The sequence below is a fragment of the Dyella sp. KRB-257 genome (assembly GCF_049445995.1).
In the GTDB taxonomy this organism is placed as follows: domain Bacteria; phylum Pseudomonadota; class Gammaproteobacteria; order Xanthomonadales; family Rhodanobacteraceae; genus Dyella_A.
Window position 1 is genome coordinate 114,619 of sequence record NZ_JBMSDZ010000007.1, and the last position, 23,022, is coordinate 137,640.

25 protein-coding genes, 1 tRNA gene and 1 other RNA gene are annotated in these 23,022 nt (G+C 69.4%); 15 read left to right on the forward strand and 12 right to left on the reverse strand.

What is annotated here, in order from left to right:
• The first annotated feature begins 54 nt into the window (after positions 1–54).
• The 5 genes from ACO2Q2_RS07690 to ACO2Q2_RS07710 all read left to right on the forward strand — a co-directional run bounded on the left by ACO2Q2_RS07690 (position 55) and on the right by ACO2Q2_RS07710 (position 3,753).
• Entirely contained in the window at positions 55–654 is a 600-nt protein-coding gene (locus ACO2Q2_RS07690; RefSeq protein WP_423255177.1) for an anthranilate synthase component II, read from the forward strand.
• Positions 651–1,703 carry an anthranilate phosphoribosyltransferase gene (gene trpD, locus ACO2Q2_RS07695; RefSeq protein WP_423255178.1) on the forward strand — a complete coding sequence of 351 codons (1,053 nt, stop codon included), beginning with the start codon at positions 651–653 and terminating at the stop codon, positions 1,701–1,703. The genes ACO2Q2_RS07690 and trpD overlap by 4 nt, the downstream gene beginning before the upstream one ends.
• A gap of 68 nt (positions 1,704–1,771) precedes the next feature.
• Positions 1,772–2,566 (forward strand): indole-3-glycerol phosphate synthase TrpC, encoded by a 795-nt coding sequence (gene trpC / locus ACO2Q2_RS07700; protein WP_423255179.1) that lies wholly within the window; start codon positions 1,772–1,774, stop codon positions 2,564–2,566.
• A gap of 3 nt (positions 2,567–2,569) precedes the next feature.
• The gene (locus ACO2Q2_RS07705) at positions 2,570–3,283 is read left to right on the forward strand and encodes a haloacid dehalogenase-like hydrolase (RefSeq protein WP_423255180.1); all 714 of its coding nucleotides are present in this window, start codon (positions 2,570–2,572) and stop codon (positions 3,281–3,283) included.
• A 107-nt stretch (positions 3,284–3,390) separates the two neighbouring features.
• The gene (locus ACO2Q2_RS07710) at positions 3,391–3,753 is read left to right on the forward strand and encodes a GNAT family N-acetyltransferase (protein ID WP_423255181.1); all 363 of its coding nucleotides are present in this window, start codon (positions 3,391–3,393) and stop codon (positions 3,751–3,753) included.
• A 63-nt stretch (positions 3,754–3,816) separates the two neighbouring features.
• Here ACO2Q2_RS07710 and crp read toward each other — a convergent pair whose 3' ends face one another.
• The gene (gene crp / locus ACO2Q2_RS07715; RefSeq protein ID WP_423255182.1) at positions 3,817–4,512 is read right to left on the reverse strand and encodes a cAMP-activated global transcriptional regulator CRP; all 696 of its coding nucleotides are present in this window, start codon (positions 4,510–4,512) and stop codon (positions 3,817–3,819) included.
• A gap of 290 nt (positions 4,513–4,802) precedes the next feature.
• On the opposite strand from crp, the gene speD reads away from it, so the two are divergent.
• Positions 4,803–5,588 (forward strand): adenosylmethionine decarboxylase, encoded by a 786-nt coding sequence (gene speD, locus ACO2Q2_RS07720; protein WP_049622792.1) that lies wholly within the window; start codon positions 4,803–4,805, stop codon positions 5,586–5,588.
• A gap of 116 nt (positions 5,589–5,704) precedes the next feature.
• On the opposite strand, the gene coq7 is transcribed toward speD, so the two are convergent.
• Positions 5,705–6,346 carry a 2-polyprenyl-3-methyl-6-methoxy-1,4-benzoquinone monooxygenase gene (gene coq7 / locus ACO2Q2_RS07725; RefSeq protein WP_423255183.1) on the reverse strand — a complete coding sequence of 214 codons (642 nt, stop codon included), beginning with the start codon at positions 6,344–6,346 and terminating at the stop codon, positions 5,705–5,707.
• A 279-nt stretch (positions 6,347–6,625) separates the two neighbouring features.
• On the opposite strand from coq7, the gene rplM reads away from it, so the two are divergent.
• From rplM to ACO2Q2_RS07740, 3 genes are all read left to right on the forward strand, one after another.
• On the forward strand, positions 6,626–7,054 hold the full coding sequence (gene rplM, locus ACO2Q2_RS07730) for a 50S ribosomal protein L13 (protein WP_324894724.1): 429 nt from the start codon (positions 6,626–6,628) through the stop codon (positions 7,052–7,054).
• Between the two features lie 61 nt (positions 7,055–7,115).
• A complete protein-coding gene (gene rpsI / locus ACO2Q2_RS07735; RefSeq protein ID WP_423255184.1) occupies positions 7,116–7,508 on the forward strand; it encodes a 30S ribosomal protein S9 in 393 nt (130 codons plus the stop codon).
• Positions 7,509–7,521: 13 nt separating this feature from the next.
• Positions 7,522–7,596, forward strand: a tRNA-Gln gene (locus tag ACO2Q2_RS07740).
• 90 nt (positions 7,597–7,686) lie between these two features.
• On the opposite strand, the gene rpiA is transcribed toward ACO2Q2_RS07740, so the two are convergent.
• From rpiA to ACO2Q2_RS07770, 6 genes are all read right to left on the reverse strand, one after another.
• Positions 7,687–8,322, reverse strand: a complete 636-nt coding sequence (gene rpiA / locus ACO2Q2_RS07745) for a ribose-5-phosphate isomerase RpiA (RefSeq protein WP_423255185.1) — start codon at positions 8,320–8,322, stop codon at positions 7,687–7,689.
• Between the two features lie 53 nt (positions 8,323–8,375).
• The gene (locus tag ACO2Q2_RS07750; RefSeq protein WP_423255186.1) at positions 8,376–8,873 is read right to left on the reverse strand and encodes an EVE domain-containing protein; all 498 of its coding nucleotides are present in this window, start codon (positions 8,871–8,873) and stop codon (positions 8,376–8,378) included.
• Complete coding sequence (locus tag ACO2Q2_RS07755) at positions 8,870–9,487, reverse strand: 5-formyltetrahydrofolate cyclo-ligase (protein ID WP_423255187.1); 618 nt, start codon at positions 9,485–9,487, stop codon at positions 8,870–8,872. Before ACO2Q2_RS07755 ends, ACO2Q2_RS07750 begins: the two co-directional genes overlap by 4 nt.
• Positions 9,488–9,576: 89 nt before the next feature.
• A non-coding RNA gene (gene ssrS / locus ACO2Q2_RS07760) (6S RNA) lies at positions 9,577–9,763 on the reverse strand.
• 67 nt (positions 9,764–9,830) lie between these two features.
• The gene (locus ACO2Q2_RS07765; protein ID WP_423255188.1) at positions 9,831–10,145 is read right to left on the reverse strand and encodes a cell division protein ZapA; all 315 of its coding nucleotides are present in this window, start codon (positions 10,143–10,145) and stop codon (positions 9,831–9,833) included.
• 1 nt (position 10,146) lies between these two features.
• On the reverse strand, positions 10,147–10,371 hold the full coding sequence (locus ACO2Q2_RS07770; RefSeq protein ID WP_423255189.1) for a TIGR02449 family protein: 225 nt from the start codon (positions 10,369–10,371) through the stop codon (positions 10,147–10,149).
• A gap of 101 nt (positions 10,372–10,472) precedes the next feature.
• Between ACO2Q2_RS07770 and ACO2Q2_RS07775 the strand changes: the two genes are divergently transcribed.
• From ACO2Q2_RS07775 to cydB, 4 genes are all read left to right on the forward strand, one after another.
• Entirely contained in the window at positions 10,473–11,036 is a 564-nt protein-coding gene (locus ACO2Q2_RS07775; RefSeq protein ID WP_423255190.1) for a UPF0149 family protein, read from the forward strand.
• A gap of 54 nt (positions 11,037–11,090) precedes the next feature.
• Positions 11,091–12,356 (forward strand): aminopeptidase P N-terminal domain-containing protein, encoded by a 1,266-nt coding sequence (locus ACO2Q2_RS07780; protein WP_423255279.1) that lies wholly within the window; start codon positions 11,091–11,093, stop codon positions 12,354–12,356.
• A 239-nt stretch (positions 12,357–12,595) separates the two neighbouring features.
• Complete coding sequence (locus tag ACO2Q2_RS07785; RefSeq protein ID WP_423255280.1) at positions 12,596–13,990, forward strand: cytochrome ubiquinol oxidase subunit I; 1,395 nt, start codon at positions 12,596–12,598, stop codon at positions 13,988–13,990.
• A 3-nt stretch (positions 13,991–13,993) separates the two neighbouring features.
• Entirely contained in the window at positions 13,994–15,004 is a 1,011-nt protein-coding gene (gene cydB, locus ACO2Q2_RS07790; RefSeq protein ID WP_423255191.1) for a cytochrome d ubiquinol oxidase subunit II, read from the forward strand.
• 60 nt (positions 15,005–15,064) lie between these two features.
• Here the strand turns inward: cydB and pepQ are convergent, their stop codons facing one another.
• The 3 genes from pepQ to ACO2Q2_RS07805 all read right to left on the reverse strand — a co-directional run bounded on the left by pepQ (position 15,065) and on the right by ACO2Q2_RS07805 (position 19,303).
• On the reverse strand, positions 15,065–16,384 hold the full coding sequence (gene pepQ, locus ACO2Q2_RS07795; protein WP_423255192.1) for a Xaa-Pro dipeptidase: 1,320 nt from the start codon (positions 16,382–16,384) through the stop codon (positions 15,065–15,067).
• Positions 16,385–16,614: 230 nt separating this feature from the next.
• Complete coding sequence (locus ACO2Q2_RS07800) at positions 16,615–16,968, reverse strand: PilZ domain-containing protein (RefSeq protein WP_423255193.1); 354 nt, start codon at positions 16,966–16,968, stop codon at positions 16,615–16,617.
• Positions 16,969–16,975: 7 nt separating this feature from the next.
• A complete protein-coding gene (locus tag ACO2Q2_RS07805) occupies positions 16,976–19,303 on the reverse strand; it encodes a DUF1631 family protein (RefSeq protein WP_423255194.1) in 2,328 nt (775 codons plus the stop codon).
• Positions 19,304–19,471: 168 nt separating this feature from the next.
• Here ACO2Q2_RS07805 and ACO2Q2_RS07810 point away from each other — a divergent pair, with 168 nt between their 5' ends.
• On the forward strand, positions 19,472–20,323 hold the full coding sequence (locus ACO2Q2_RS07810) for a PP2C family protein-serine/threonine phosphatase (RefSeq protein ID WP_423255195.1): 852 nt from the start codon (positions 19,472–19,474) through the stop codon (positions 20,321–20,323).
• A gap of 33 nt (positions 20,324–20,356) precedes the next feature.
• A complete protein-coding gene (locus ACO2Q2_RS07815; RefSeq protein WP_423255196.1) occupies positions 20,357–21,280 on the forward strand; it encodes a LysM peptidoglycan-binding domain-containing protein in 924 nt (307 codons plus the stop codon).
• A 24-nt stretch (positions 21,281–21,304) separates the two neighbouring features.
• On the opposite strand, the gene ACO2Q2_RS07820 is transcribed toward ACO2Q2_RS07815, so the two are convergent.
• Positions 21,305–23,014 (reverse strand): protein kinase domain-containing protein, encoded by a 1,710-nt coding sequence (locus tag ACO2Q2_RS07820; RefSeq protein ID WP_423255197.1) that lies wholly within the window; start codon positions 23,012–23,014, stop codon positions 21,305–21,307.
• Between the last annotated feature and the right edge of the window lie 8 nt (positions 23,015–23,022).

The following is a 23,022-nucleotide window of genomic DNA, read 5'->3' on the forward strand; positions in this document are numbered from 1 at the left end:
GCCTGCGTTGTCCCGCACAATTGAAGCGCTGACTTCTTCTATTTGGGTCGCCCCATGCTCCTGATGATCGACAACTACGACAGCTTCACCTTCAACCTCGTGCAGTATCTCGGCGAGCTGGGGCAGGAGGTGCGCGTGGTGCGCAACGACGCGCTGGACGTGGCCGGCATCCGCGCGCTCAGGCCCTCGCACATCATGATCTCGCCCGGACCGGGCACGCCGGACGATGCCGGAGTCTCGCTGGAGTTGCTGCGCGGGCTGGCCGGCGAGATTCCGGTGTTCGGTGTGTGCCTCGGTCACCAGGCGATCGGCCAGGCGTTCGGCGGCAGGGTGATCCGCGCCAAGCAGATCATGCACGGCAAGACCTCGCCGGTGCGCCACCGCGGGCAGGGCGTGTTTGCCGGGCTGCCCGACCCGTTCGAGGCGACCCGCTACCACTCGCTGGTGGTCGAGCAGGGTTCGTTGCCCGATTGCCTGGAAGTGACCGCGTGGACCGAGCATGCGGATGGCTCGATCGACGAGATCATGGGCCTGCGCCACAGGACGCTGCCGGTCGAGGGCGTGCAGTTCCATCCGGAGTCGATCCTCACCCAGCACGGCCACGACATGCTGGCGAACTTCCTCGGCCTGCCGGCGCGGAAGCTCGCCGCATGACGCCGCGCGAGCTCCACATCACGCCGCAGGAGGCGCTGCAGCGCACGATCGAGCACCGCGAGATCTTCCACGACGAGATGATCGCGCTGATGCGCCAGATCATGCGCGGCGAGGTGAGCCCGCTGATGACCGCGGCGATCATCACCGGCCTGCGCGTGAAGAAGGAGACCATCGGCGAGATCACCGGCGCGGCGCGCGTGATGCGCGAGCTGTCGGCCCGGGTGGAGGCGCCGCCGCACGAGCACTTCGTGGACATCGTCGGCACCGGCGGCGACGGCGCGTCCAGCTTCAACATCTCCACCGCCTCGATGTTCGTCGCCGCGGCGGCCGGAGCGCGTGTGGCCAAGCACGGCGGGCGCAGCGTGTCGTCCAAGTCCGGCAGCGCCGATGTGCTGGAGGCGCTGGGCGCCTCGATCGACCTGAAGCCCGACCAGGTGGCCCAGTGCATGGCGCAGACCGAGATCGGCTTCATGTTCGCGCCCAACCATCATCCGGCGATGAAGGTGGTGGCGCCGGTGCGCAAGGAGATGGGCGTGCGCACCCTGTTCAACATCCTCGGGCCGCTGACCAACCCGGCCGATGCGCCGAACATCCTGATGGGCGTGTTCCACCCCGACCTGGTCGGCATCCAGATTCGCGTGCTGCAGCAGTTGGGCGCACGCCACGCGATGGTGGTGTGGGGCCGCGACGGCATGGACGAGATTTCGCTGGGCGCGGCCACCCTGGTGGGCGAGCTGCGCCACGGCCAGGTGCGCGAGTACGAGATCGAGCCGGAGGATTTCGGCCTCGCCATGGCCTCCAGCCGCAACCTGCGGGTGGAGAGCGTGGCCGAGTCGCGCGCCATGCTGGAAGAGGCACTCCATGGCAAGCGCGGTGTGGCGCATGACATCGTCTGCCTGAACGCGGGCGCGGCGCTGTATGTCGCCGACGTGGTGGACAGCATCGACGACGGCATCACGCTGGCGCGCGCCAGCATTGCCAGCGGCGCCGCCCATGCGAAACTGCAGCAGTTCGTTTCCACTACCCGACGCCTCGCCGATACCGCCTGACGCCTGCTGCGCGGCGGTACCCGTCTGCACTGTCGCGCTTGCGCGGCGCCATCGACGACATCACGACCATGCCCGACATCCTCAGCCGCATCCTCGTCCGCAAGACGGAAGAAATCGCCGAGCGCAGCACCAAGGTCCCGCTTGACGAGCTGGCCGCGCGCGTGGCCGACATGCCGCCCACGCGCGGTTTCGCCGCGGCGCTGGAGGCGAAGATCGACGCCAGCCTGCCCGCGGTGATCGCCGAGGTGAAGAAGGCCAGCCCGAGCAAGGGCGTGATCCGCGCCGATTTCGACCCGGGCGCGATCGCCCGCAGTTACGAGGCCGCCGGCGCGGCCTGCCTCTCGGTGCTGACCGACAAGGACTTCTTCCAGGGCAGCGAAGAGTTCCTGCGCCAGGCGCGCGAGGCCTGTTCGCTGCCGATCCTGCGCAAGGACTTCGTGATCGACCCGTACCAGGTGTACGAGGCGCGCGCGATCGGCGCCGATTGCATCCTGCTGATCGTCGCCGCGCTGGGCGATGCCGAGCTGATGAACCTCGCCCTGCTCGCCGCCGAGCTGGACCTGGACGTGCTGTGCGAGGTGCACGACGCCGAGGAGCTCGAACGCGCCCTGGCGCTGCCGGTACCGATGATCGGCGTGAACAACCGCAACCTGCGCACCTTCGAGACCACCTTGGAAACCACGCTGGAGCTGCAGCCGCTGGTGGAGTACGACCGCATCCTGGTGGCCGAGTCGGGCATCCACACGCCCGAGCACGTGCGCGAGCTGCGCGAGGCGGGCGTGCACGCGTTCCTGGTCGGCGAGGCGTTCATGCGCGCGGTCGATCCGGGCACCGAGCTCAAGCGCCTGTTCGACGCGGACTGAGCCATGCGCGAGGTGACCATGCCGGTGCCTGATCAGGCGGTGCCGCAACCGGTCGCATCGGCACCGGTGGCCGGGCCGCGCACGGTGCTGTTCGATCTGGACGGCGTGATCACCGTGGACGACACCTTCGCCCGCTTCATGCGCGAGCGCTACGCGGGCGTGGTCCGCAAGCTGCTGTTGCTGCCGGCGCTGCCTTGGCTGGCACTGGTGTGGCCGTTTTCCTGGCGACTGGGCGTACGCACGCTGGTGCACGTGGGGCTGCTCGGCATCGGCGAGCGACGCTACGGTGAGCTGGCCCAGAATTTCGCATCGCGGCTGGTGCGCCGCCCGCGCCAATTCCAGCGCGATGCGCTGCTCGCGCTGCGACGCCATCAGGCCCAGGGCGATCGGGTGATCGTGGTGACCGGCTGTGAGCACACGCTGGCGCAGAGCCTGCTGGTGCAGCTCGGGCTGGTCGGGGTGGAACTGGTCGCTTCCCGGCTCAGGCCCGGTTGGCTCGGCATGCGCCTGGTCCATCACAACGTCGGTGCCGGCAAGACCGTGGCCCTGGCCGCCTACGGCGTGCCCGCCTGGCAGCGGGCCTATGGCGACTCACTGCACGATCTGCCCATGCTCAAGGCCGCCGCCGAACCCGTGCTGGTCAACGGCACGCCGAAGCTGTGCAAGCGGGTCGAGCAGGCCCTGGGGCGGCCGGTGGAGCGCGTGGCCTGGTACTGAGGGGCGCGGTCCCGCGCTTCCCGTCGTCTGATCTGCGGGGGGCGCCTGAACGCCACGAGGCACTTGAGTCGCGGCGATTTCCCGAGATACGTTAGCGCTACCGCGTCGTGCTGAGCGACCCCGAGCGCCACATCCTCGCGCCCGGCGGCGCGATCTTCTTTGCCCGCCTGGGCGAGCAGGTGATCGGTACCTGCGCCCTGCTGCAGGAATCGCCCGGGGTGTTCGAGCTGACCAAGATGGGCGTGGACGAGACCTTCCGCGGGCTCGGCGCCGGCCGGCGCCTGCTCGATGCGTGCATCGCGGAGTTCCACCGCCGCAAGGGGCATACGCTGTTCCTGGAGTCCAACAGCCGCCTCACGACCGCGCTGCGGATGTACGAGAAGGCGGGCTTCGTGATGCAGCCGGGCGTGCGCCCGGGCTCGCACTACGAGCGGGCGGACGTCTACATGGTCTATCAGCGGGGCGCGTGAACGCCGCTCGTGCTTGCGGCGGCTGGCCGGTGCGCCTCCCGTCCTGCGGGAGGCGGCGGAGCATCAGCGCGTGCCGAACACCACGATGGTCTTGCCGGACACCTGGATCATGCCCTGCTCCTCCAGCTGCTTGAGCACGCGGCCGACCATCTCGCGCGAGCAGCCGACGATGCGGCTCACTTCCTGGCGCGAGATGCGGATCTGGGTACCGTCCGGGTGGGTCATCGCGTCCGGTTCCTGGCACAGATCGAGCAGGGTGCGCGAGATGCGGTTGGTGACGTCCATGAACGCCATGCGGCTGACCTGGCGCGAGGTGCGCAGCAGGCGGTTGGTCAGCTGGGCGCCGATCGCGAACAGGATCTTCGGGCACTCCTCGCGCAGCTGGCCTTCCATCAGCTGGAACAGCCGCTCGTAGCTGATCTCGGCCATCTCGCACGGGGTGCGCGTACGCACCAGCGACTCGCGCTGGGACTGCTCGACGAACAGGCCCATCTCGCCGATGAACTGGCCGCGGCTGATGTAGGCGAGGATCAGCTCGCGTCCCTGCTCGTCCTCGGTGCAGACGGCCAGCGAGCCGTCGACCACGTAGTAGAGCGTGTTGGCTGGATCGCCCGGACGGATGATCGCGGTCTTGCCGGGGTAGCGGCGGCGATGGCACAGCGCCAGGAAGCGCTCCATCGAGGCCGGATCGGGGGCGAATCCCAGCGGAGCCTGGGACCGTTCGAAAGCTTGCTGCAGCTGGTATTTGAGTTGCGCCACGATGGTTTTCCGAATGAAGGTGACCCGGTTGGCCGGTCAGGCTCGGCCTTGCGTGAGCGTAAGCGTTTTTCCCCTGTGGCGCCGCATTATGGCAAACCCGCCGCCCTGGGCGCAGTTTCAGTTTTGGTCCTTTTTACCCCATACTTGGCGGTCTTCCAGCACCGATGACGTGTCGCGCGTCGGTCACAAGGGTCGCGGAAGCTCGTCTTTTCGTGCCGTACCATCCCGCGGGGACCCTTGTCGCTAACCCGCCTCTGCTGCTGGCCGCCACACGGCCATGGAGAGTTGCCGTGGTGAAACCACTTCCCCGCCTGCGCCTGCAGGGCTTCAACAACCTGACCAAGGCCCTGAGCTTCAACATCTACGACATCTGCTACGCGGTATCCGAAGAGCAGCGCCAGCGCTACATCGAATACATCGACGAGCAGTACGACGCCGACCGCCTGACCCAGATCCTCACCGACGTGGCCGAGATCATCGGCGCGAACATCCTCAACATCGCGCGCCAGGACTACGATCCGCAGGGCGCCTCGGTCACCATCCTCATCTCCGAGGAGCCGGTGGTGGAGAAGCTCGGCCGCGACACCATTTCCGGTGCCGTGGTGGCGCACATGGACAAGAGCCACATCACCGTCCACACCTACCCGGAAACGCATCCGCATAACGGCATCGCCACCTTCCGCGCGGACATCGACGTGGCCACCTGCGGCGTAATCTCGCCGCTGAAGGCGCTGAACTACCTGATCGACAGCTTCGAGTCGGACATCGTGATCGCCGACTACCGCGTGCGCGGCTTCACCCGCGACGTGAAGGGCAAGAAGCACTTCATCGACCACAAGATCAACTCGGTGCAGGACTACCTGGCGCGCCACATCCGGCAGAAGTACGAGATGTTCGACGTCAACGTGTACCAGGAGAACATGTTCCACACGAAGATGCACATCAAGGACTTCGACCTGGACACCTACCTGTTTGAGGCGCATGCCGACGACCTCTCGTTCAAGGAGCGCCAGCGCATCGAGTCGCTGCTGCGACGCGAGATCGAGGAGCTGTTCCACGGCCGCAACCTGATGTGACGAAAAACCCGCCGAAAGGCGGGTTCCGGGCCTTCCTGTAGGAGCGCACCCTGTGCGCGATGCTCTTGCTCCTGATCGACATCAAAGCCAAGAGCCATCGCGCACAGGGTGCGCTCCTACACGCGATAGGCGACCTTCTTCATCACCAGCGAGCTCAGCTGCATCAGCGGTGGGATGGGGAAGGGCAGCTTGATGCCGCCGCGGGCCGCCGCCTCGTCCGCGTGGCGGACCTCGTCAATCTGCATCTGTGCCAGCACCGCGCGCGAGCGCCGGTCCTGCTCGGGCAGGGTTTCCAGGTGCTCGGCTAGGTGTGCCTCCACCTGCCGTTCGGTTTCGACCACGAAGCCCAGGCTGACCGGATCACCGGCCAGCGCGGCCGCCGCGCCGATCGCGTAGCTGCCGACATACCACAGCGGATTGAGCAGGCTGGGCCGGCTGTCGAGTTCGCGCAGGCGCTCGGCGCACCAGGCCAGGTGGTCGGTCTCCTCGGCGGCGGCGTGCTGCAGGTGGCGACGGGTGTCTTCGTTGCGGGCCAGCGCGGCCTGGCCGTCGTACAGCGCCTGCGCGCAGACCTCGCCGGTGTGGTTGATGCGCATCAGTCCCGCGGCGTGGCGACGTTCGCGTGCATCCATGTCGGCCTCGTCCAGGCCGCTGGCCGGCGAGGGGCGGGCGGCTTCGGGATCGCCCGCCACGGTCTCCAGCGCGCGTTCGAAGCCCGCGATCAGGCGGTCGAGTGGGCTGAGCTGGCGGACGGTCATGGCGGTCTCCGGGGGGAAGGCGTGCTGCGGTCGCTATTGGAAGGCATGCGCGCGCCCACGCCAAGCCGGCAGCACGCCGCAGGCCCGGATTTCCCGGTTTTCAGGGCTGCACCCGGTTGCAGGGCTTTTCAGGCGCCGCGTTGTCCGTGCTAACATTGCCGGCTCACAGCTCGCCCACCCGTGGGCTTGTGCGATGGATGAAAGCTCCGCTATCATCTCGCACCTTTGTTTGACCCGATTTCCGTCACCGCCCTCACGGCGGCCAACAGGTATTCCGAAATGAAAACGTTCAGCGCCAAGCCGGAAAGCGTCAAGCGCGACTGGTTCGTGATCGACGCCACGGACAAGACGCTCGGTCGTCTGTCCACCGAGATTGCGCGCCGCCTGCGCGGCAAGCACAAGCCGGAATTCACCCCGCACGTCGACACCGGCGACTACATCGTCGTGGTCAATGCGCAGAAGGTGGCCGTCACCGGTGCCAAGCTGGACGACAAGAAGTATCACCGTTTCACGGGTTACGTCGGCAACCTCAAGACCACCAACCTGCGCGATCTGCTGGCCACCCACCCCGAGCGCGTGATCGAGATCGCCGTGAAGGGCATGTTGCCGAAGAACCCGCTGGGCCGCGCGATGTATCGCAAGCTCAAGGTCTACGGCGGTGCCGAACATCCGCACACCGCCCAGCAGCCGCAGGCGCTGGAGCTGTAACGCGATTCCCTCGCAAGAGCCCGCACATCCCCGTGCGGACTTTTAAACAAGAGCAAACATCATGGCGATTCAGCAGAATTACGGCACCGGCCGCCGCAAGACCTCCGCCGCCCGCGTGTTCCTGCGCAAGGGTAGCGGTGCGATCGAAGTGAACGGCAAGACCCTCGAGCAGTTCTTCGGCCGCGAGACCTCGCGCATGATCGTGCGCCAGCCGCTCGAACTGACCCAGAGTACCGACAAGTTCGACATCAAGGTCACCGTCGCCGGTGGCGGCATCACCGGCCAGGCCGGCGCGATCCGTCTGGGCATTGCCCGCGCGCTGATCGAGTACGACGAAACGCTGAAGCAGCCGCTGCGCAAGGCCGGCTTCGTGACCCGCGACGCCCGCGAGGTCGAGCGCAAGAAGATCGGTCTGCACAAGGCCCGTCGTGCCACCCAGTTCTCCAAGCGCTAAACTCACGTCTCATAGCCCCGTCGCCAAGTGGTAAGGCACCTGACTCTGACTCAGGCATTCGGTGGTTCGAATCCATCCGGGGCTGCCAAACAAGACGCCGGTCGGCGGTAGCGATCGGCACAGAAAACCCGCCTCTCGGCGGGTTTTTTTGTTGGTTGCAGCAGGACCGCGGTGGCACTCAGATCTGACGATCGCCCACCAGCACGATGTCGGCCGGACGGCGGGCGAACAGGCCCACGCTGACGATGCCGGGCAGCTGGTTGAGATCGGTCTCCAGCGCGACCGGGTCGGTGATCTGCCAGCCGTGCACGTCGATGATCCAGTTGCCGTTGTCGGTGACCACGCCGTCGCGCCACACCGGATGGCCGCCGCGGCGGGCGATCTCGCGGCCGATCAGGCTGCGCGCCATCGGGATCACCTCGATCGGCAGCGGGAACTTGCCGAGCACGTCGACCTGCTTGCTCGAATCGATGATGCAGACGAACTTCGCGCTGGCCTCGGCGATGATCTTCTCGCGCGTCAGCGCGGCGCCGCCGCCCTTGATCAGGCGCTTGTGCGGATCGCATTCGTCGGCGCCGTCCACGTACAGCGCCAGCGGGCCGCTGCTGTTGAGGTCGAGCACCTCGATGCCGTGCTTCTTCAGCTGCGCGGTCGACTGCTCCGAGCTCGACACGGCACCGCGGATGCGCTCGCGCAGATCGGCCAGCGCGTCGATGAAGTAGGCCACCGTCGAGCCGGTGCCGACGCCCACGATGGCGCCGTCCTCGACAAAGCGGATGGCGGCTTCGCCGGCGAGTTTCTTTTCGTTGCTCATGGGAAGGAATTCCGGAACGGGAGAGGAAAGTCGTGCCGCCGGGCCGGCCGGCGTCATTCGAGGTCGAGGATGGTCTTCCACTCGGCCGCGGTCACCGGCATCACCGACAGACGATTGCCCTTGCGCACCAGCGGCATGTCGGCGAGCGCGGGCAGCGCCTGCAGTTCCTTCAGCGTGATGGTGCGCTTGAGCTTGCGCACGAAGGCCACGTCGACCAGCATCCAGCGCGGGTTGCCGCGGCTGGCGCCCGGGTCGAAGTAGTCGCTCTTCGGGTCGAACTGGCTCGGATCGGGATAGGCCTCCGAGGCCACCTTGGCCAGGCCGACGATGCCCGGTTCGGCGCAGTTGGAGTGGTAGAAGAACACGCCGTCGCCCACGCGCATGCCGTCGCGCATGAAGTTGCGCGCCTGGTAGTTGCGCACGCCGTCCCACGGCTCGATGCCGCGCGTGCGCAGGTCGTCGATGGAGAACGTGTCCGGTTCGGACTTCATCAGCCAATGCTTGACAGGGGCGGACCTGATGCGGGCGGGCTTGCTGCGGGCGGCGCTCATGCGGGCGTCTCGTGGCTGCGTTCGGCGTGGCAATCGATCAGTTCGCGGTCGGTGGCGACGAAATCCAGCGGCACGTCCCAGCGCGCGGGCTCGATCGCGTCCACTTCCTGGAAATCGTAGGCGATGCCCACCAGCAATGGTTCGGTGGGGCGCGCCTGTTCGTTGAGGAAGGCGAAGCTGCGGTCGTAGTAGCCGCCGCCGTGCCCCAGCCGCTGGCCGCGACGGTCGAACGCCAGCAGCGGCACCAGCACCAGGTCGAGCTGGAACGGCGCCAGCGGCGCGGTCACATGCACCGGTTCGGGGATGCCGTGGCGATTGGGCTCCACCGCATCGCCGGCGCTCCACGGGGCGAAGCGCAGCTGGCGCTCGGCGCCGAGCAGCGGCAGCAGGAACTGCTGGCCGCGCGCGAGCAGGGGCGGAATCACCAGGTTCAGCGCCAACTCGCCGTTCACCGCCCAGTAGCCGGCCACGCGTGCATCGGTGTGGTATTCGGGCAACTGCTCAAGGCTGCGGCGCAGGCCCTGGGCGGCGGCGATGCGCTGCTGCGGAGTGAGCGCCTTGCGCCGCTCGCTGAGGCGCTGGCGAAGCTCGCGTCGCTGGGCGATGGCATCCACGGTCGCGTGTCTCCCGGTGGGCGCGCCGACGGGCGCTGCCGACAACACACCGGCCGGCGCCTGGGCGTCGGCCGGTGTGGAAAAAGGTGGCGTCAACCGCGATGCCGCTGCCCACCGAACGACCTTGATCCACGAGGATCAGGTGGGAGGGTTGTCCAGGCTTCGAGGCTTTCCGCACGCGGCGGACATGCACAACAGCCTGAATGCAACCGACCCGGGGCCGTATGTAGGAACAAGGCAAATGTAAGAGTGTGCTGGCGCACACCGCAGAAAACGCCGTCCCGGATTTTATCAGCAACGCTATCGTCGTGCCCGCGCCGTGGCACCTTGCGGCAGACGCAGTTCAGGCCCGCGGCGGCGTCGGCTCCAGCGCCGCTTCGAGCTTGCGGCGCAGCGCGGCCAGGCCGTCGGTCAGGCTCTGGTCGGCGCCGGAATGCTGCTTGCGCAGGGCGAGGAACTCGTGGGTGACGCTGATCGCCGCCAGTACCGCGAGGCGGTCGAAGCCGGGCGTCTTGGCGTTGGCGCGCAGCTCGCGCATCTTGCGGTCCAGGTAGCTGGCCGCTTCCAGCAGGCCCTCGCGCTCTTCCGGCGCGCAGGCGATCAGGAACTCGCGGTCGATCAGCCGCAGCGCGACCGGTTCGCTGGCAGGGGTGCTCATATCAGCTGTTGCTCTCGAGGGCCTTGAGGCGCTGGATCATCGCTTCCACCCGGCCGCGCGCCTGTTCGTTGCGCGCCATCAGGCCGGCGCGCTCGTTGGCGAGCTGCTCCTGGCTATGGCGCAGGCTGCGGTTTTCCTCGGACAGGCGGCGCACGGTCTCGATCAGCTGATCGACCTGGCGGTTCAGCGCGGCGAGTTCCTGTTGGAGATCGGGCGGCGTGCTCATGGGCCGAAACTATATCAGCAGGCCGGCGCAAAACTGCGCTCCGGGACGCTCTTCGGGGGGCGAGGCGGTAGACTGCCGCCCTGCCTTTGAAGGAGCCCGCCATGACGGCCGCCGCCCGTGTCGAATACGACGATCTGGACGACCTCACGCACCGCCTGAAACTGGGTGCCACGCCCAGCGAACTGCACGGCTCGCTGAGCGGCTTCCTGGCCGGCGGCGGGCGCATGGGCCGCCATCCGCTGCTGGCGGTGCTGCACCTCGATGGCGAGGCGCCGAATCCCACGGCCGCCGACACCGCCCTGCTGGAACGCCTGTCGCGCCAGGCCGCCGACCAGCTTGCCGACCCGGAACTGGGCTTCGAGCCGATGCTGCCGGAGGACGACCGTCCGCTGGTCGAGCGCGCCGAAGCCACGGTGGAATGGTGCCGTGGTTTTCTCGGCGGCTTCGGGCTGGCCGGCTCGGCATCGCACGCGCGCCTGTCCGAGGAGGCGCAGGAAGTGCTGCGCGACCTGGGCACCATCGCCTCCTCCCGCCTCGACTTCGGCAGCGAGGACGAGGACGAGGACGCGCTGATCGAGGTGCACGAGTTCGTGCGGGTGGGCGCAATGCTGCTGCACGCCGAGTGCGCGCGCGATCCGGCCGCCGGCAACGATACCCTGCATTGACGTGCGTCGCCCTTGATCACGCCGGCCGAATTCGCCCGCCGCCGCCGCCAGCTGATGCATCTGGCAGGCGAGGATGCCGTGGTGCTGGTCGCCGCCGCGCCCGAGCGCATGCGCAACGCCGACGCGGCGTGGCCGTACCGGCAGGATTCGGACTTCCACTATCTGTGCGGCTTCCCGGAGCCCGACGCGGTGCTGGCGCTGCTGCCGGGGCGCCGGCACGGCGAGGCGGTGCTGTTCTGCCGCGAGCACGACGACGAGCGCGCGCGCTGGCACGGCGCGTCCGTCGGCACCGGGCAGGCGGTGACCGCGTTCGGCATGGACGACGCGTTTCCGATCGACGACATCGACGACATCCTGCCCGGCATGATCGAGGGCCGCGCCCGCGTGTACTGCCATTTTGGCAGCGAGCCGCAGTTCGACGCGCAGCTGCTGGGCTGGATGCGGCGCTTGCGCCAGCTGCGCGGCGGTGGCGTGGTGCCGAAGGAATTCGTGGCGCTGGGGCATCTGCTGCACGACCTGCGCCTGTTCAAGTCGCCGGCCGAGCTCAGGCTCATGCGTGCCGCCGCCGCCATCGCGGCCGACGCCCATCTCGCGGCCATGCAGGTGGCGCAGCCGGGACGGCACGAGTACGAGGTGGAGGCCGAGCTGCTGCGCGCGATGCGGCGGCGCGGCGCGGTGGCGGCTTTCCCGCCCATCGTGGCCGGCGGCGCCAATGCCTGCACCATGCACTACACCGCCAACCGCGCACGGCTCAACGAGGGCGAGCTGCTGCTGATCGACGCCGGCGCCGAGGTCGACTGCTACGCCTCGGACATCAGCCGCAGCTTTCCGGTGGGCGGCCGTTATTCGCGCGAGCAGCGCGCGCTGTACGACATCGTGCTCACCGCCCAGCTGGCGGCGATCGACGAGGTGCGCCCGGGGAACCCGTTCAGCGCCGCGCACGCGGCGGCGGTGCGGGTGATCGCCGAGGGCCTGTGCGCGCTCGGCCTGCTCGAGGGCGATGCCGACGCGGCGGTCGCCACCGGCAGCTACCGGCGCTTCTTTCCGGCCAAGACCGGCCACTGGCTCGGTCTGGACGTGCACGACGTGGGCGACTACCGCATCGATGGCGAGCCGCGCGTGCTGGAGCCGGGCATGGTGGTGACGGTGGAGCCGGGCATCTACGTGCCACCGGGCGATCGCAGCGTGCCCGAGCGCTGGCGCGGCATCGGCATCCGCATCGAGGACGACGTGGCGGTGACCCGTCGCGGCCACGAGGTGCTCACCGCGGCGGTGCCGAAGGATCCGGAGGCGATCGAGGCGCTGCTGGCCGCGCGCTGACGCACCACGCGCTGCCGCGCGCTCATCGCGGCTTCTCGTCCACCCAATGCAGGTTTGTACGCGTGGTTGCGCTCGCTTCGCACTCATGTGCCCTGCACGCGCAGGGGTGAAGACTTCCGGCCACGAGGTGGCCTGGTGTGCCGCGGCCGATGGCCGCACGGCGTATCGCCGCGCGTTACCGTGCGGCCAAGGGTTCGCGCTTATTGTCCGCCGGATATGTCTGCGAGGAGGCGATGATGCTGACGGCCGAGTTCCTGTCACGACTGCAGTTTGCCTTCGTGGTGTCCTTCCACATCCTCTTTCCGGCGTTCTCGATCGGCCTGGCTTCGTGGCTGGCGTTCCTGGAAGGCGTGTGGCTGGTCAAGCGCACCGATCTGTGGCGCGACCTGTACTTCTTCTGGCTGAAGATCTTCGCCGTCGCCTTCGGCATGGGCGTGGTCTCGGGCATCGTCATGAGCTTCCAGTTCGGCACCAACTGGTCGGGCTTCTCGGTGGTGGCCGGCAACGTGGTCGGGCCGCTGCTCAACTATGAAGTGCTCACGGCGTTCTTCCTGGAGGCGACGTTCCTCGGCGTGATGCTGTTCGGCTGGCGCAAGGTCGGCGACCGCACGCATTTTCTGGCCACCTGCATGGTGGCGATCGGCACGCTGATCTCCACGTTCTGGATCATGGCGGCCAACAGCTGGATGCAGACGCCGGCCGGCTACGTGATCAAGGACGGCGTGTTCTATCCGGACGACTGGATGAAGGTGATTTTCAACCCCTCCTTCCCGGTGCGTCTGCCGCACATGGTGATGGGCGCCTTCATTTCCACCGCGATGGTGATCGGCGGTGTGTCCGCGTGGTATCTGCTGAAGGGGCGCTTTGCCGAGAAGTCGCGCGCCACGCTCAAGCTGGCGCTGGCGTTTCTTGCCATCGTGATCCCGCTGCAGATCGCGATTGGTGATTTGTCCGGTCTGGAAGTCCACAAGAACCAGCCGGCCAAGCTGGCGGCCATCGAGGCGCGCTGGGAGACTCGCAGCGACGTGCCGCTGACCCTGTTCGCCTGGCCCGACGAGCAGGCGGAGACGAATCACTACGCCGTGGACGTGCCGCGGCTGGGCAGCATCATCCTCACCCACAGCCTGCATGGCGAAGTGAAGGGCCTGAAGGACTTTCCCGCCGACCAGCGCCCGCCGGTAAAGCTGCCGTTCTTCTCCTTCCGCATCATGGTGGGCCTGGGTTTTGCGATGCTCGGCCTGGCGCTGGTCGGCTTGTGGCGCTGGCGTCGCGGTACGCTGGAGAAGCCGTGGTACCTGCGTGCATGGGTGGCGATGATTCCCTCCGGCTTCATCGCGGTGCTCACCGGCTGGTGGGTCGCCGAGGTGGGGCGACAACCGTGGGTGGTGTACGGCATCACGCGCACCTCCGAGGCGGTCAGCGCGCTGCCGGTGGGAAGCGTGCTGGCCTCGCTGATCACCTTCGTGGTGGTCTACCTGGGGATCTTCGGCGCGGGGCTGTACTACCTGGTGAAGCTGTTCCGCACAGGGCCGGAGACGGCCCCGCAGCATGTGCTGGCAACGCCGGTACACGGCAGCGACCGCCGCACGCCGGCGCGCCCGCTGTCCGCCCCCAGCGATTCGGTGGAGGGCTGACCAATGGACATGGCCACCGTATTGCCCGTGGTGTGGTACTTCATCATCGGCTTTGGCGTGATGATGTATGTGCTGCTGGATGGCTTTGTGCTGGGCCTGGGTATCCTCACGCCGTTCGCCGACGACGAGCACCAGCGCGACCACATGATGAACACCGCCGCACCGATCTGGGACGGCAACGAGACTTGGCTGGTGCTGGGCGGTGCGGGTCTCTTGGCCGCGTTTCCCAAAGCCTATGCGCTGGTGCTGTCGACGCTGTACCTGCCGATCCTGCTGATGCTGATCGCATTGATCTTCCGCGGCGTGGCGTTCGAGTTCCGCTTCAAGGCGCATACCTCGCGCTGGCTGTGGGGTGCGGCCTTCCATGTCGGCTCGCTGCTGACCGCTTTCGCGCAGGGTGTGATCCTCGGAGCGCTCGTCGATGGCATCGTGCCGCTGGCACCGGGGCAGACGCACGACGCGTTCGCCTGGTTCAGCCCGTTCGCGATCATGACCGGCGTGGCGGTGGTGTGCGGCTACGCGCTGCTCGGCGCCACCTGGCTGATCCTCAAGACCGAAGGGCAGCTGCAGCGCATCGCCTTCGATCTCACCCGGCCGCTGATGGTGGCGGTGATCGTGTTCATGCTGATCGTCAGCGCTTCATTGCCGACGCTGCATTCGGCGCTGATGCAGCGCTGGTTCACCGGCAACAACTTCCTCTACCTGTCGCCGATCCCGTTGTTGACCGCGTTCGTCGCGGTGATGCTGTGGCGCTCGGTGATCCGGCGGCGTGAGGTACAGCCCTTCGTGTTCGCGCTGTGTTTCTTCCTGCTGGGCTTCATCGGCCTGGTGGTGGGTATCTGGCCGAACATCGTGCCGCCGGCGCTGAGTATCTGGGAGGCCGCCTCACCGCCGAGCTCGCAGGGCTTCGTGCTGGTCGGCGCGGCGTTCCTGATTCCCGCCGTGCTGGCCTACACGGTGTATTCGTACCGGGTATTCCGCGGCAAGGTGGCGGGCGATGCCGGCTACCACTGACCGGCGCCGGCCCTGTCGGGGCCGGCGTGGAAAGGGGCGCCGCGCGATGCCCGCCCGGCCTCAGCCGAGTTGGGCGAACGCGTCGCGGGTGAGGTTTTCCGGCTCGCCGTCGGTGCACACCACGTCGTCCTCGATGCGGATGCCTCCATAAGACCTGAGCGCGTCCACCCTGGCCCAGTCCACGTCCTTCGCGGCGGGCGTCTGGCGCACTTCGTCCAGCAGCATGTCGATGAAGTACAGGCCCGGCTCGATCGTCACCACCATGCCCGGCTCAAGCCGGCGGGTCATGCGCAGGAACGGATGGCCATCGGGGCGGGCGATGGTCTCGCCGCGGTCGTTCTTCGCGAAGCCGGCCACGTCGTGCACCTGCAGGCCGATCGAATGGCCCAGGCCGTGCGGGAAGAACGCGCGCGTCACGCCACTCTCCACCGCGCTCTCCGCGCTCATCCGGATCAGCCCGTGGGCGTGCAGCACCTCGGCCAGCTGGTGATGCGCCTGCACGTGCAGCTGCGCGTAGTCGACGCCGGCCCTCACGCTGGCGGCCTGGCGGCGCTGCACGGCGTCCATCGCGTCGATCAGCGCCTGGAACTGCGCATGGCCGCCGGCGGCGTAGGTACGGGTGATATCGCTGGCGTAACCGCTGGCGCTGGCGCCGGCGTCGATCAGCAGCGAGCGCGGCGGCTGCGGCGGCGTGCGGGTGAAGTCCATGTAGTGCAGCACGGCACCGTGCTCGTTGAGCGCCACGATGCTGGCGTAGGGCAGCTCGGCGTCGGTCTGGCCGGCCGCGGCGAGGTAGGCCTGGTGGATGCCCAGTTCGCTCTCGCCGGCGCGGAACGCGCGCTCGGCGGCGCGGTGCGCGCGCGCGCCGATGCGGCTGGCCTCGCGCATCAGCTCCAGCTCGTACGGCGTCTTGTACGCGCGGTAGTAGTGCAGGTAGTCGAGCACCGTCCTGGGGTTGTTCGCCTGCAGGCCCTCGATCGGCGGACAGACTTCGGCGATCACCGCGGCGTTGGTCCTGGGCAACTGGGCGATCGCCTCTTCGGCGGTGCGCACGGTGACGATCTCGAAGTGCTCCACCCAATAGCCGGCCGGCGCCTCGGGCACCACGTGCCAGTAGTCGCGCGGCTGCAGGAACACCAGCTTCGGTTTCGCAGCCGGCGTGTAGGCGATCCAGCTGCCCGGTGCGCCCGTCAGCGGCAGCCAGTGCTTGAACGGCGGATTGACCGCGTACGGGTAGTGGTTGTCGTCGAGGAACCTGGTGCCGGGCTGGCCGGCGGCGAGCAGCAGGTGATCGAAGCCGCCGCGCGCCAGCGCCCGGTCGGCGCGTTCGCGCAGCGTGGCCAGGTGCTGGGCGTAGAGCGGGGCGAGGCGGTCGTTCATGCGGGGATCCTTTCGGCAGGGGCGCCCGCGTGTGTCGCATGGCGGGCAGTGCGCATCGAGTGCACGGCGGCGTGGCGCCGTGCGGGGAACCGGGATGATCGCAAACCCCCGGCGGAGGATGCCACCCGGGGGCTCAGAGGCTGAGAAAAATTCGACCGCCGTAGCGAGAGCGCCGCCGGCACGGGCGTTTGGCGACGGTCGCAGTAGGCGGGCGATTTTTTCTCAGCCTCTCAGGTCGGCAGGGCCAGCCAGCGGTTGATCACCACGGAGTCGTCCTTGCCGATGGCGATGATGCGAAAGCCCGCCCAGACCTGTCCCGGCGAGGCGGCCCGCTCGTGCCACTGCGCCTGCACGCCGACCTCGATGTGCTGCGGCTGCGGACCCAGGCCATGCAGCGGCAACTGCAGCTGGTAAATGGCTTCCTCGCGCGGGGGCTGCTGGCAGATCAGCAGCATGCCGCTGGCGGAGAGGTTGCCGAGGAAGCCAATCGGCTTGCCGCTGATCACATCGGTGACCACGGCGGTGAAGTTGACGCGCTTGCGCTGGGCGCGGCGCTGCTCGCTGGCGGCGGGATGGATGGTCATGGCGTCCTCAGATACCGGCCTTGCCCGGCGTGGCGCGCGCGGGGCCCGGCCGCAGCAGGGTGCCGGTCAGGCTGCGCCAGGCGCGATCGAGCAGCGACTCCTTCACTTCGCTCAGCTCGCGCACCCGGCCCTTGAGGATTTCGTGCGCCAGCTGCGGCAGGGTCATCTCCTCGGCGCGCACGCCGCGGCGGTTGACGAACAGGGTCTGGCCGGACACCGGCGAGAACCATGCCAGCTTGCGCTGACTGAGCTTGCCGGTCTTCGGGTCGGTGAACTCGAACCAGCGCCCGAACGGCAGCAGGCGCAGCTGCTCCTGCAGTTCCACTTCGCGCGGATCGGGCACCGGCTGGCTGCGCGGTGGCGGCTTGATCGACGGATGTGCCTGCCCGGGCCGGGCCGGCGCGCCTGCCTTGCCCGGTGCGGCCGGAGCCGCGGCCGCAGCGGGAGGCTCGGCTGCGGCCTGCTGGTGCTCGCCCAGACGCTGGTGCTGCTTCAGGCGCATCGCCAGGTCGGTGGTGCTCAGCGCTTCGCCGCCAGCAGTGAGCGGCACGCTCTCACCCGGGTTGGTCAGGCGCTGGGCGACCTGCGCGGCCTCCTCGTGATGCATGCCGATCTGCTGCAGGCCGGTTTCCACGTCAGTCTGCAGTTGCGCGCGATCGGTGACCGGCTTGCGGCCGAGCAACTGGTCGGTGATCAGTAACTGGCTGGCGAAGGCGTCGCTGTCTTCGCCATGGCGCAGCAGGGTGAGTGCCAGCACGTCCGACCAGGCGCGGTCGAGCAGCGCGCGCAGCAGCCCGCGCGGCGGGTTCTGCGCGAAGCGCTCGCCGATCAGCGCGCTGGCGCGCTGGCGCGCCTGGTCGAGCCGTTCGCGGCCCTGCATCGCCTCGATATGCCGGCGCTCGGCGGTCTGCGCCTTGCGCGTGAGCAGGGTCAGGTGCTGCTGGATGTCGGCCAGCAGCGCGGTGTACAGGCCGGCGCTGGGCGGCTCGCGGCTGGCGCGCTCCACCAGCTGTTCGAGCTTGGCGCGCAGGCTGCGGTCGGCCTCGCTGCCGGAATCGTCCAGCCACTCGTGCGCCACTTCGGTGACGGTGCCGAGCAACTGGCGCGCGGGGTGCTCCTTCTGCTCGAAGAAGTTGCGGTCGGTGACCGCCATGCGCAGCACCGGCAGTTGCAGGCCGCCGAGCAGGGCGTGGGTTTCCTCGTCCTGCCGCAGCTGGTGCGAAAGCTGGTCGAACAGCATCGCCACCAGTTCCACGGTGTCGCCCTGCTCGGCGCTCAGGCCGGTGCGCGGGGCGCCGGCCGGCTTGCCGTGGTTGAGCTGGGCGAGCAGTTCCTCGCGCAGCAGTTGCGCGCTGCGCAGTTCGCGGGTGGCCTTGTCGGTGACCTGGGTGAGGTGTTGCTGCAGGGCGGCGAGCGCGGTCTGCAGTTCCTCGGGGGTGGCGACCTCGGCCGCCTCGCCGCCGATGGTGGTCTGCCCGCTGCGCCGGCGCGCGAGCAGTTCACGCAGGCTGTCGAGCACGGCGATCGGTTCGTTCGCCTGCGCACCGCCCCCCGCGGCTTCGGCGCTGGCCGGGGCCGCGGGCATGCCGCCCGGCGCACCACCGCGCACCACCTGCGCGGCCTGGCGCAGCAGCGGGTACGGGCGCAACTGCGGCAGGATGCCCTCGTGCCGCAGGGCGTCGTTGAGGGCGCCGAAGAACTTCGGCAGGTCCGGCAGCAGCGCCTGTTCGAGGCATCTGACCAGCATCAGGTCGTGCTCCGCCGGCAGCTCCACGGCGCCGGCGGCGTGGCGCAGCGCCTTGGCGACGGCCAGCGGCCCCATCGGCAGCTCCGCGCCCTCCAGCGGCGGCGATGCCACCAGCACGGCCAGCCGGTAGCCGAGCTCTAAGACCGCCGCACCGCCGCGCGCTTCGCCGCGCGCGGCGAGCTTGTCCAGCGCCACGGTCATCGCGTGCTCGTCGGTGTCGACCAGACTCAGTGGCTGGTCCAGCGGCTCGGCGGCCATGCTGGCGGGCGGCTCGCCCAACTGGTCGAAGTTCAGCGCGAGCTGCTCGAAGAAGCGCTGCTCCAGCGTCGCACGTTCGCGCATCAGGCGCTGGCGCACGTTGAAGTGCCGCTGCTGGTTGAACAGATCGTGCGCGGTTTCCGACAACGCGAACAGCTCGCGCTCCAGTTCGTCCAGGCAAAGCCGCAGCGGCCGCGACAGCCAGTCGGTGCTCAACGCCTGGCAATGTTCGATGAGCCGGCGCGCCCGCCCGGACCAGCGCTCGCGGCCACTGCCGGTGCCGTCGTTGCGCGCGGACGGGCGGCCTCGCCCCTGCGGTTCTGCTTCCATGGTCGACCTTGGCTTGAGCTCCCCGAAGCGCCGAGTCTATGCCGGATGCCGGAGGCTCGCCATGGTCGTTTGGTCGAGTCGGTCGCGGTTGCATCGGCGCCGCTGGCTACACTGGCGGCACCGCGCGCGGAACGAACCGGCGCACCGACGATGGGAGGATGTCACGGGATGGAACAGGGGATCGACATGGCGCGGGGCGACACGATGGGCCGGTCGTGGCTGGGCGCCGGCCGCGCGCGCGGCGGCCGGCCCAGCCAGCAGGACGATCTGGTCTGTCTCGTCGACGAGGCCACGCAGTCGCGCCTGCTGGTGCTGGCCGACGGCATGGGCGGCGACGGTGCCGGCGAACTGGCCTCGGCGGGCGTGATCGCGGTGGCGCGGCGGCTGTGGCACGAGGGCCGCTGGCGCGAGCTGCCCGGCGCGCTGTTTCTCGAGCAGTTGTGCCAGGACGCCCATCTCGAACTGCGCCGGCGCGGCGAGGGGCTGGTGGACGCCGCGCCGCACGCCACCGTGGTGGCGCTGCTGCTCAAGGGCCGCACGGCGTACTGGGCGCACGTGGGCGACAGCCGGCTGTATCGCTTCGCCCGAGGCCGGCTGCTCGATTGCACCGAAGACCACAGCGCGGTGCAACTGCGCGTGCGGCGCGGCGAACTGACGGCCGACCAGGCCGCCCGCGCCGACGACCAGCATCAACTGCTGCGCGGCCTCGGCGGCCTGGTGCCGCCGCGCGTCGACCACGGCTGCGCGCCACGGCGCGCCGGCCAGTCGTTCGCGCTGTGCAGCGACGGCGTATGGGAGCAGTTGTCCGCGCAGGAGCTGGCTGCCTTCGCCGCGTGCAGCGACCTGCCTGCCGCGGTGGCCGAGGCGCTGGCGCTGGTGCTGACCCGGGCAGGCGAAGCCGGCGACAATGCCGCCCTGATCCTGGTTCGCGCCGCGCGCGTGCGGGCTGCCTGGCTGCTGCGCCTGCTGCGCTGGTGGTCCGCACGGCGCGGCACCGGCCGGCGCAGGCATGCCGTCTGATTTTTCCCGGTTGGACCCTCCAAGGTCGCTGTCATGAACACGATGTCCCGCCCCAAGTCGCCTCTCCCGATGTCCCGCGCCACCGGCCTTCCGACGGTGCTGATGACGCTGCTGCTGCTCGGCGGATGCGCCCAGTTCGACCGCCTGCGCCATCGCGGCGAGCCTGCTCCGAAGGCACCCGCCGCTGCACCGGCGGCAGCCTCCGCCTCGATCGGCGCCGCACCGGCGCCGCCGGTGCGGTCGCTCGGCTCGATCATCAACGACGATCTGCAGCGCGGCCATTACGCCGAAGGCGAGGCCGCGTTGCGGGCCTATCTCGGCGAGCATCCGGGCGATCGTCTCGCGCAGTCGCTGCTGCGCCAGCTCACCGCCGATCCGCAGCGCATGCTGGGGCCGGCGGTATCCAGCCACGTGGTCCAGCCGGGTGAGTCGTACAGCACGCTGGCCCGGCGCTATCTGGGCGATGCGCGGCTGTTCCTGATCCTGGCCCGCTACAACGGATCGACCCAGCCAGCCCTGCTGCGGGTGGGCGAGAAGCTGCGGCTGCCGGCTCCCGGCGGCATGGCCGGCGACCGCACGGCGAGCGACGAGGCGCCCGTGGATGCGCCGCCCACGGCTCGTCCGGTGGCCGAGACACCCGCGGCGCGATCGCAGCGCCTGCAGCGCGAGAGCCTCGCACTGCTCGACGCCGGCCGCGACGCCGAGGCGCTGGCGCGCCTGGACGCCGCGCTGGCCGTGGACCCGGGCCTGGCCTCGGATCGTGGCAGCGCCTCGGCGCTGCGTCAGCGCGTGGTGTCGCGCTGCCACCAGCGCGCCATCGTGCTCTACCGGGACCAGAAACTGGAACCGGCGATCGCGCTGTGGGATCGCGTGCTGGCGGTGGAGCCCAGGTACGAGCCGGCGCTGGCCTATCGGGCGCGGGCGCAGGAGCTGCAGCGCCGGCTCAAGCAGCTCTGACGCGCCTGGGTCCCGGCGGTCCGGTCACTCCCCGGAGGTGGGCTGATCCGAGGCGCGCCGCAGCGGCACCGCCACCAGCCGGGTGGGGTGGCCCGCGGCGCCAGGCTGGCTGGGCCGCGGCGGCGGTGCGGTCGGCCGGCGCTGGCGCGACTGCAGCGCCCCGGCCATCAGGTTGAAGGCCGCGAACAGGCGGCCGAGCTCGTCGCGGCGGGTCAGCCGGATGCGGTAACGCAGATCGCCTCGCGCCACGCGCAGCATGGCGTCGCCGACCATGCCCAGCGACGCCAGCAGCCGGCGGAACAGCGCATAGGCGGCGCCGAGCACCGCCAGCAGGGTCACCAGCAGCACCGCGGAAATCACGCCGAGCGTGGTCTTCTGCGCCGCGCGCAGCGGGGCGCGGCTGATGCCCAGGCGCAGCGTGCCGACGGTGGCGGTCTGGTAGTGGATGGGCGTGTTGAACAGCAGCAGGCCGTCGCTGCCGCCGTCGTCGCCGCGGTAGCTGTCGATCTCGCCGCGCCGCGCCAGCCGGTGCGCCGGCAGCGCCGGCAGCGCGGCGCCTACCTCCTGCGGGCGCGTACTGGCCACCACGTCGCCGCCGCGATCGGCCACCGCCAGGTAGCGGATCTGCTGGTTGCGGGCGATGTCTTCCACCAGCGCACGGGTGGCGGCGCGGTCGCCCAGCAGCAGATCCTCGGCCGATTCGCTGGCCACCATGCGCCCCAGCGAGCTGCCGAAATCCAGCGCCAGGCCGTTGACCGCACGGCCTTGCATGGCGTAAATCGCCGCCATGCCGGCGATCAGCGTCAGGCCCAGCACGCCGGCGAGCACCGCCGACCAGCGCCAGCGCAGCGACACGATGCGGCTGACCAGCGGCTGCTCGTGCAGGCGCTCGTACTCGCGCCGCGCCATGGCCAGGTCCTCGGCCAGTTCGGCGCCGCGCTGGTAACGCGCCGAGGCCTCCGGCGCGAGCAGGGTGTGCACGATGTCGGTGAGGATGGCCGGCGTGGCGGCATCCAGCGGTTCCAGCGGCGGCAGCGGATGCTGCTGGCGTTCTTCCAGCAGGCGCGGCACGTCGGCCGTTTCGTTCCACGGCAGCTTGCCGGCCAGCAGCCAGTACAGCACCACACCCAGCGAGAACAGGTCGCTGCGCGCGTCGGTCGGTTCGCCGCGCAGGTGTTCGGGCGCCATGTAGGCGGGTGTGCCGCCCACTTCGCTGCGCGGGGCGCCATCGGCATGCCGGGCGTCGCGGCGTTCGGCGATGCCGAAGTCGGCGATCTTCGCCTGCCGCCAGCCGTCAGCCAGCATGATGTTTTCCGGCTTGATGTCGTGGTGGACCACGCCGTTGGCGTGCGCGTAGTCGAGCGCGCCGGCCATCTGCAGTGCCAGTTCCAGCACCACCGGCAGCGGCGGCAGCCCCTCGCGCGCGACGCGGCTGGCGAGGGTGTCGCCGGGCAGGCGCTCCATCGCGAGGAACGGCTGACCGTCCGACGTTTCACCCACGTCGTACAGGGTGACGATGTGCGGGTGGGTCAGGCGGCCGGCCGCGCGTGCCTCCACCTGGAAGCGCCGGCGATAGCCGGCATCGGCCGCCACGCCGACGTGCAGGCACTTGATCGCCACCTCGCGCTCGATCTGCGGGTCGTAGCCGGCGTAGACCACCGCCATCGCGCCACGGCCGAGCACGCCCTCGATGCGGTAGCGGTCGATCGCGCGGGGAAGGTTGGGGTCGCGCACGGGCCGGC